This is a genomic window from Pseudomonas sp. efr-133-TYG-103a, from assembly GCF_030209235.1.
Classification (GTDB): domain Bacteria; phylum Pseudomonadota; class Gammaproteobacteria; order Pseudomonadales; family Pseudomonadaceae; genus Aquipseudomonas.
Genome location: NZ_JARVSK010000046.1, coordinates 1 through 6,720, shown reverse-complemented (window position 1 = coordinate 6,720; position 6,720 = coordinate 1). Strand labels below are relative to the sequence as shown.

The window sequence follows — 6,720 nt, the reverse complement described above, 5'->3', positions numbered from 1 at the left end:
CTTTAGGTCCCACCCACCCCTTCGAGTCCTACCATACAAGCGAGCTTGCTCGCGATGGCTGATTTCCAGACGCTGCAACTCCACAGCATGTTCCGGCCTCTTCCCGGCTGAAGCCGGTCCTACTGACGCTGTAAGTTTTTCGTAGGACCGGCTTTAGCCGGGAACCCGTCGGGTATCACGCCGCTGATCGAAGAGGGCGTTAAAGACAGCAGGCTCGCCCCCACAGGTTCCGCATTGATCAAAAACCCGCGCCCATTGCGCGCATCACCCGTTGATCACTTCTTCCTTGAACTGATCTTTCACGTAGGTGATCTCGGTCTTGCCGTGAGGGGCAGGCAGGCCATCCTCACCCAGGTTTACGAAGACCATTTTCTCGACCGTGAGAATGCTCTTTCGGGTGATCTTGTTGCGGACCTGGCAAGTCAGCGTGATCGAAGTGCGACCAAACTCAGTGGCCGTGATGCCCAGTTCGATGATGTCACCCTGACGCGATGCGCTGACGAAGTTGATCTCGGAAATGTACTTGGTCACCACTCGCTGATTACCCAACTGGACGATGGCGTAGATCGCCGCTTCTTCGTCGATCCAGCGCAGCAGACTGCCGCCGAACAGCGTGCCGTTGGGGTTCAGGTCTTCGGGTTTCACCCACTTGCGAGTGTGAAAATTCATGGTGCTCTCCTGTCGTCTGCCATTTGATGAGGAGCATAGTGCCAGCCCGCAACGTTTACCTCCATTGAGCATCGACTATGGTCTCGATTAGTCGCTCGTCATTTATCTGTGTCTCGCCCTTGGGCTGGGTCAAAGACATCGTTATACTCTGCACCGCTTCAAAGAACGGTCATCACCGCTTGATACCGTTTTCCCGCCACCTGTCCGAGGGGCGCTGCAGCAGGTCAGACCTGTCAGGCTCGGATGGGGCGTTGTTTGCTCAAGGCTCACTGCAGCCGGGCAAGCCTTAAACGCACAACGGCGCCCATTCGCACACTACGAATGGAGACTCTTATGAGCGCTGTACTGACGCCCGCCGACTTCAACGATTACAGAGTTGCCGACATCACCCTGGCTGCCTGGGGCCGTCGCGAAACCATCATCGCTGAATCCGAAATGCCTGCCCTGATGGGCCTGCGCCGCAAATACGCCGGCGAGCAACCGCTCAAAGGCGCGAAGATCCTCGGCTGCATCCACATGACCATTCAGACTGCCGTGCTGATCGAAACCCTGGTTGCCCTGGGTGCCGAAGTACGTTGGTCTTCCTGCAACATTTTCTCGACTCAGGACCAGGCCGCCGCCGCCATCGCCGCCGCCGGTATCCCGGTTTTCGCCTGGAAGGGCGAGACCGAAGAAGAGTACGAGTGGTGCATCGAGCAGACCATCCTGAAGGACGGCCAGCCTTGGGACGCCAACATGATCCTCGACGATGGCGGTGACCTGACCGAGATCCTGCACAAGAAATACCCGGCGATGCTGGAAAAAATCCACGGCGTCACTGAAGAAACCACCACCGGCGTACACCGCCTGCTGGACATGCTGGCCAAGGGCGAACTGAAGATCCCTGCGATCAACGTCAACGACTCGGTCACCAAGAGCAAGAACGACAACAAGTATGGCTGCCGTCACAGCCTGAACGACGCGATCAAGCGCGGCACCGATCACCTGCTGTCCGGCAAGCAAGCGCTGGTCATCGGCTACGGTGACGTGGGCAAGGGTTCCGCCCAGTCGCTGCGTCAGGAAGGCATGATCGTCAAAGTGACCGAAGTCGACCCGATCTGCGCCATGCAAGCCTGCATGGACGGTTTCGAGCTGGTATCGCCGTTCATCGACGGTGAAAACGACGGTACCGAAGCCAGCATCGACAAAGCGCTGCTGGGCAAGATCGACCTGATCGTGACCACCACCGGCAACGTCAACGTCTGCGACGCGAACATGCTCAAAGCGCTGAAAAAACGCGCCGTGGTCTGCAACATCGGTCACTTCGACAACGAAATCGACACGGCTTTCATGCGCAAGAACTGGGCATGGGAAGAAGTGAAGCCACAGGTGCACAAGATCCACCGCACCGGCGCTGGCGAGTTCGACCCACAGAACGACGATTACCTGATCCTGCTGGCCGAAGGCCGTCTGGTGAACCTGGGTAACGCCACCGGTCACCCAAGCCGCATCATGGACGGCTCGTTCGCCAACCAGGTGCTGGCTCAGATCTTCCTGTTCGGCCAGAAGTACGCCGACCTGAGCCCTGCTCAGAAAGCCGAACGCCTGACCGTTGAAGTTCTGCCGAAGAAACTCGACGAAGAAGTGGCCCTGGAAATGGTGCGCGGCTTCGGCGGCGTCGTGACCAAGCTGACCAAGACCCAGGCCGACTACATCGGCGTGAGCGTCGAAGGCCCGTTCAAACCGCACGCTTATCGGTACTGATAAGCCTGCTGGAGGGCGTGCCCCGTTCTGTCGGGCACGCCACTTTTGCAAGAACGACCGCAGCTTTGTAGGAGCGCGCTTGCCCGCGATTGCAGTGTGTCAGACAAGAAAATGTTGCTGACACACCTCAATCGCGGGCAAGCGCGCTCCTACAGGGCACGCACAAGGCTTTTGAGCTTCCAAGGTTATGACTATGTCCCAAGACCGTCGCTACAGCTTCGAGTTCTTCCCTACGAAGACCGACGCTGGTCATGAAAAACTGCTTGCCACGGCCCGTACGCTGGCTGGCTACAATCCCGATTTCTTCTCCTGCACTTACGGTGCCGGGGGTTCCACGCGCGACCGCACGATCAACACCGTGCTGCAGCTGGAAAAGGAAGTGAATATTCCTGCGGCGCCGCATCTGTCGTGCGTCGGCGACAGCAAGGCCGATCTGCGCGGTTTGCTTGCGCAGTACAAGGAAGCAGGCATCAACCGCATCGTCGCCTTGCGCGGCGACCTTCCGTCCGGGATGGGCATGGCCAGCGGCGAGCTGCGTTACGCCAATGACCTGGTGAGCTTCATTCGTGAAGAAACCGGCAGCCACTTCCACATCGAAGTTGCGGCCTACCCGGAGATGCACCCGCAGGCGCGCAATTTCGAAGACGACCTGAAGAACTTCGTGCGCAAGGCCAATGCCGGTGCCGACAGTGCGATCACCCAGTACTTCTTCAATGCCGACAGTTACTTCTACTTCGTCGACCGCGTCGAGAAACTGGGCGTCAGCATTCCGGTCGTGCCGGGCATCATGCCGATCACCAACTACAGCAAGCTGGCGCGCTTCTCCGACGCCTGCGGAGCGGAAATTCCGCGCTGGATCCGCAAACAACTGGAAGCCTACGGCGATGACGCGGCGAGCATCCAGGCGTTCGGCGAGCAGGTGATTACCGAAATGTGCGACCGACTGCTGCAAGGCGGCGCGCCTGGCCTGCACTTCTATACGCTGAATCAGGCGGAACCTAGCCTGGCAATCTGGAACAACCTCAAGCTTCCTCGCTGAAACGCCGCAACCGGCTTGTGCGGCTCTCGCGATCGCGAGGCGACGCTCTGGCGGCAGGCTCTCAGCGCAATGAGGCCTGCCCGGGCACTCGGAAACAATGCTTCTATTTCGGGGTCGAGCGTCGTAATCTCGCCCAATGCCTCAGACCTTCCGACTGCTGATCGCCACCCTGCTCGCCTGCCTGAGCTTCAACGCTCTGGGCGAAAAGCTGCGTATCGTCACCGAGCCATGGTCGCCTTACATCATCGTCGACGACCAGCATGTTTCAGGCCTGGATTACGACACCACGTCCATTGTCTTCCAGCGTCTGGGCATCGATGTTCAGTGGCAATTCCTGCCATGGAAACGCTGCCTGATGATGCTCCAGCAAGGTGACGCCGACGGCATTCTGGATATCTTTCAGGCGAGCGAGCGCGACAACTTGCTTTACCCGGCCGAGCCCATGTCGGACGTCAATTACGTGATGTATCAGGCCAACGCCCGGCCCCATGCTTTCAATAGCCTGGACGATCTGCGCGGGCTGACCATCGGTGTGTCGCCAGGCTATTTGTACAGCCCGGAGTTCGACAGCTCGACGCTGTTCACACGCGAGCCGGCACCCAGCCACGAGGCCAACTTCGGCAAACTGATTCGCGGCCGTATCGACCTGATGGTGACTGACCGCCTCGTCGGCCAGAAAATCATCGACCAGTTGAAATTGCGCGATCAGGTGAGCCAGCTCCCCGGTGTTGTGAGCCACCGAGAGCAATTTCTTGCGTTGCGACGTAACGCTGGCATGGATTTACTGGTACAACGTTTCAGTGCCGAGTTGAAACGCTTCAAACGTGAACCCGCCTACGCGCAACTGGTAGCGCGCTATACGGGCGAGACACTGGTGGCGCCGGCAACGCAATCGGCGGCGCCACCAGCAGCCGGCATCGATAAAACCGTTGAGCAGCATGAAAGCAGCGCGTTGTGATTGCTCTGTTATACTCCGGCGTTCCCGCCAGGCTTACGCCCGGATGCTCGGTCTCACGGAAGACTTCTCGATCACGCCAGCAGCGCATTCTTCACCCAGCGCTCATGCCACGAGTTGAACTTACAGACCCCGACAGGACCGGACGGGATTGCGCTTTCTCATGCCAATCTGCGCCCGGAAGATCATCCCTATTTGGGCCCCTTGGCCCCAACTTAAGACAGGATTACTCATGTCCTTTGCTTCCCTCGGTCTCTCCGAGGCTTTAGTCAGCGCCATCGAGGCTGCTGGCTATACCCAGCCTACTCCGGTGCAACAGCGGGCTATCCCCGCCGTGTTGCAAGGCCGCGATCTGATGGTCGCCGCTCAGACAGGTACTGGTAAAACCGGTGGTTTCGCTCTTCCGATTCTGGAGCGTCTGTTCCCCGCCGGTCATCCGGACAAATCCCAGCGTCATGGCCCGCGCCAACCTCGCGTACTGGTCCTGACCCCAACGCGTGAACTCGCAGCTCAGGTTCACGACAGCTTCAAGATCTACGCCAAGAACCTCAAGTTCGTCAGTGCGTGCATTTTCGGCGGCGTCGGCATGAACCCACAGGTTCAGGCCATGGCGCGCGGCGTCGACGTGCTGGTGGCCTGCCCGGGTCGCCTGCTCGACCTGGCCGGCCAAGGCAGCGTCGATCTGTCCCACGTTGAAATTCTCGTGCTCGACGAAGCCGACCGCATGCTCGACATGGGCTTCGTTCACGACGTGAAGAAAGTCCTCGCTCGCCTGCCTGCCAAACGCCAGAACCTGCTGTTCTCTGCGACGTTCTCGGCAGACATCACGGCCCTCGCCGGCAAGCTGCTGCACAACCCGGAACGCATTGAAGTCACGCCGCCGAACACCACGGTCGAGCGTATCGAACAGCGCGTTTTCCGCCTGCCAGCCAACCACAAGCGCTCGCTGCTTGCCCACCTGATCACTCAGGGCGCATGGGAACAGGTGCTGGTGTTCACTCGCACCAAGCACGGCGCCAACCGCCTGGCCGAATACCTGGATAAACACGGCCTGAGCGCTGTGGCCATCCACGGCAACAAAAGCCAGAACGCGCGCACCAAAGCGCTGGCCGACTTCAAGGCGGGCACCGTTCGCATCATGGTCGCCACCGACATCGCGGCTCGCGGCCTGGACATCGATCAGCTGCCCCACGTGGTCAACTTCGAACTGCCGAATGTCGATGAAGATTACGTGCACCGCATCGGCCGTACCGGTCGTGCCGGACGCACCGGCGAGGCGATTTCGCTGGTCGCGCCAGACGAAGAAAAGCTGCTTAAAAGCATCGAGCGCATGACCAGGCAGAAGATCGCGGACGGCGATCTGATGGGCTTCGACATCACCGCCGTAGAGGCTGAAAAGCCTGAAGTGCGTGAACGTCCGGACGTACGCAACCCGCGCAATGCTCGCGGCCCTCGGGGCGACGGCCCTAATGGCGGCGGCGGTGGCGGCGGTCGCAAGGACAAAGGTAAAGACAAGGGCAAGGAAAAGCCGGCAGCGGCAGCGTCGGGCGAGCGTCCGGCACGTCCTGCTCGTCAGCAGAAGCCTCGCCAGGGCACGCCGTCTAACGAAGCACGCCCGTCGCAGCCACCTGCACCGCGTGCTGACCGTGCGCCTGACGAGTTCCTGGATGACGAAGTTGACAACTTCGGTAATCGCGCCGACTACGTGAGTCCTTATCAGGGCAAGAACCAGCAAGGCCGCAACCGTCGTCCGGGCGCTCCGGCCACTGGTGCAGCACCTGCGCCACGCGGTCAGGCTCCGGGTCGCAGCGGTCCGCGCAATGGCGGCGCCGGTGCCGCCGCGGGTACAGGCGCGCCAGCCAAGCGTAACGGTCCTCGCAACGGTTCAGGCCGTGATGGTCAGCCGCGTCGCGACGATCAGCCACGCAACCGCCGCCCTGCGCGTGAAGATCAGGCTGCCCGTCAGGAGCCTGCGGTGAAAGGTCCTCGTGAAAACCAGAACCAGCCGAAGATCATGCACAAGGAATCCAAGGTCGACCGCTTCCCGTCGGCCGAGCTGCTTGATCAGTTGCCAAGCCGCCCACGCGGTGAGAAACCTGCCCTGCTGACCCGCAATCGCGAAGGTTAAGCCCGGCTGAAACGAAAACGCCCCGACTGGTTCGGGGCGTTTTTGTTTGTCTGTATGCGCTGCCGCCACAGCCCGGGCACGCCCAGGCTTGCGTTCAGGTGGCCGTCAAGCCTTCCGAAACGTGAGGAGCATGTCCAGTCCTGAAATAGGTTTACACCTGTTTCACCCTTAAAACGCTCGATGCAT

The 6,720-nt window shown here is 60.2% G+C and carries 6 protein-coding genes and 1 riboswitch; of the genes, 4 read left to right on the top strand and 2 right to left on the bottom strand.

Features of this window, described 5'->3' with window-relative positions:
• Positions 1-264: 264 nt before the first annotated feature.
• Positions 265-669: an acyl-CoA thioesterase gene (locus QRN36_RS27015; RefSeq protein ID WP_093468364.1), complete on the bottom strand. Its 405-nt coding sequence runs from the start codon at positions 667-669 to the stop codon at positions 265-267.
• A 200-nt stretch (positions 670-869) separates the two neighbouring features.
• Positions 870-982, top strand: a riboswitch (S-adenosyl-L-homocysteine riboswitch).
• A gap of 20 nt (positions 983-1,002) precedes the next feature.
• Here QRN36_RS27015 and ahcY point away from each other — a divergent pair.
• From ahcY to QRN36_RS26995, 4 genes are all read left to right on the top strand, one after another.
• A complete protein-coding gene (ahcY, locus tag QRN36_RS27010) occupies positions 1,003-2,412 on the top strand; it encodes an adenosylhomocysteinase (protein ID WP_285426779.1) in 1,410 nt (469 codons plus the stop codon).
• A gap of 193 nt (positions 2,413-2,605) precedes the next feature.
• A complete protein-coding gene (gene metF / locus QRN36_RS27005) occupies positions 2,606-3,451 on the top strand; it encodes a methylenetetrahydrofolate reductase [NAD(P)H] (RefSeq protein ID WP_285426778.1) in 846 nt (281 codons plus the stop codon).
• Positions 3,452-3,587: 136 nt separating this feature from the next.
• Positions 3,588-4,409: an ABC transporter substrate-binding protein gene (locus tag QRN36_RS27000; RefSeq protein WP_285426777.1), complete on the top strand. Its 822-nt coding sequence runs from the start codon at positions 3,588-3,590 to the stop codon at positions 4,407-4,409.
• A gap of 229 nt (positions 4,410-4,638) precedes the next feature.
• Complete coding sequence (locus QRN36_RS26995) at positions 4,639-6,534, top strand: DEAD/DEAH box helicase (RefSeq protein WP_285426776.1); 1,896 nt, start codon at positions 4,639-4,641, stop codon at positions 6,532-6,534.
• Here QRN36_RS26995 and QRN36_RS26990 read toward each other — a convergent pair.
• Positions 6,531-6,720, bottom strand: a 190-nt coding sequence (locus QRN36_RS26990; RefSeq protein WP_285426775.1) for a hypothetical protein, incomplete at its 5' end; no start/stop codon positions are given. The genes QRN36_RS26995 and QRN36_RS26990 overlap by 4 nt on opposite strands.

What these genes read in the sequence shown, in the direction of transcription:
- QRN36_RS27015 (WP_093468364.1), bottom strand. Translation starts at nt 669, where the DNA reads ATGAATTTTCACACTCGCAAGTGGGTGAAACCCGAAGACCTGAACCCC.
- ahcY (WP_285426779.1), top strand. Translation starts at nt 1,003, where the DNA reads ATGAGCGCTGTACTGACGCCCGCCGACTTCAACGATTACAGAGTTGCC.
- metF (WP_285426778.1), top strand. Translation starts at nt 2,606, where the DNA reads ATGTCCCAAGACCGTCGCTACAGCTTCGAGTTCTTCCCTACGAAGACC.
- QRN36_RS27000 (WP_285426777.1), top strand. Translation starts at nt 3,588, where the DNA reads ATGCCTCAGACCTTCCGACTGCTGATCGCCACCCTGCTCGCCTGCCTG.
- QRN36_RS26995 (WP_285426776.1), top strand. Translation starts at nt 4,639, where the DNA reads ATGTCCTTTGCTTCCCTCGGTCTCTCCGAGGCTTTAGTCAGCGCCATC.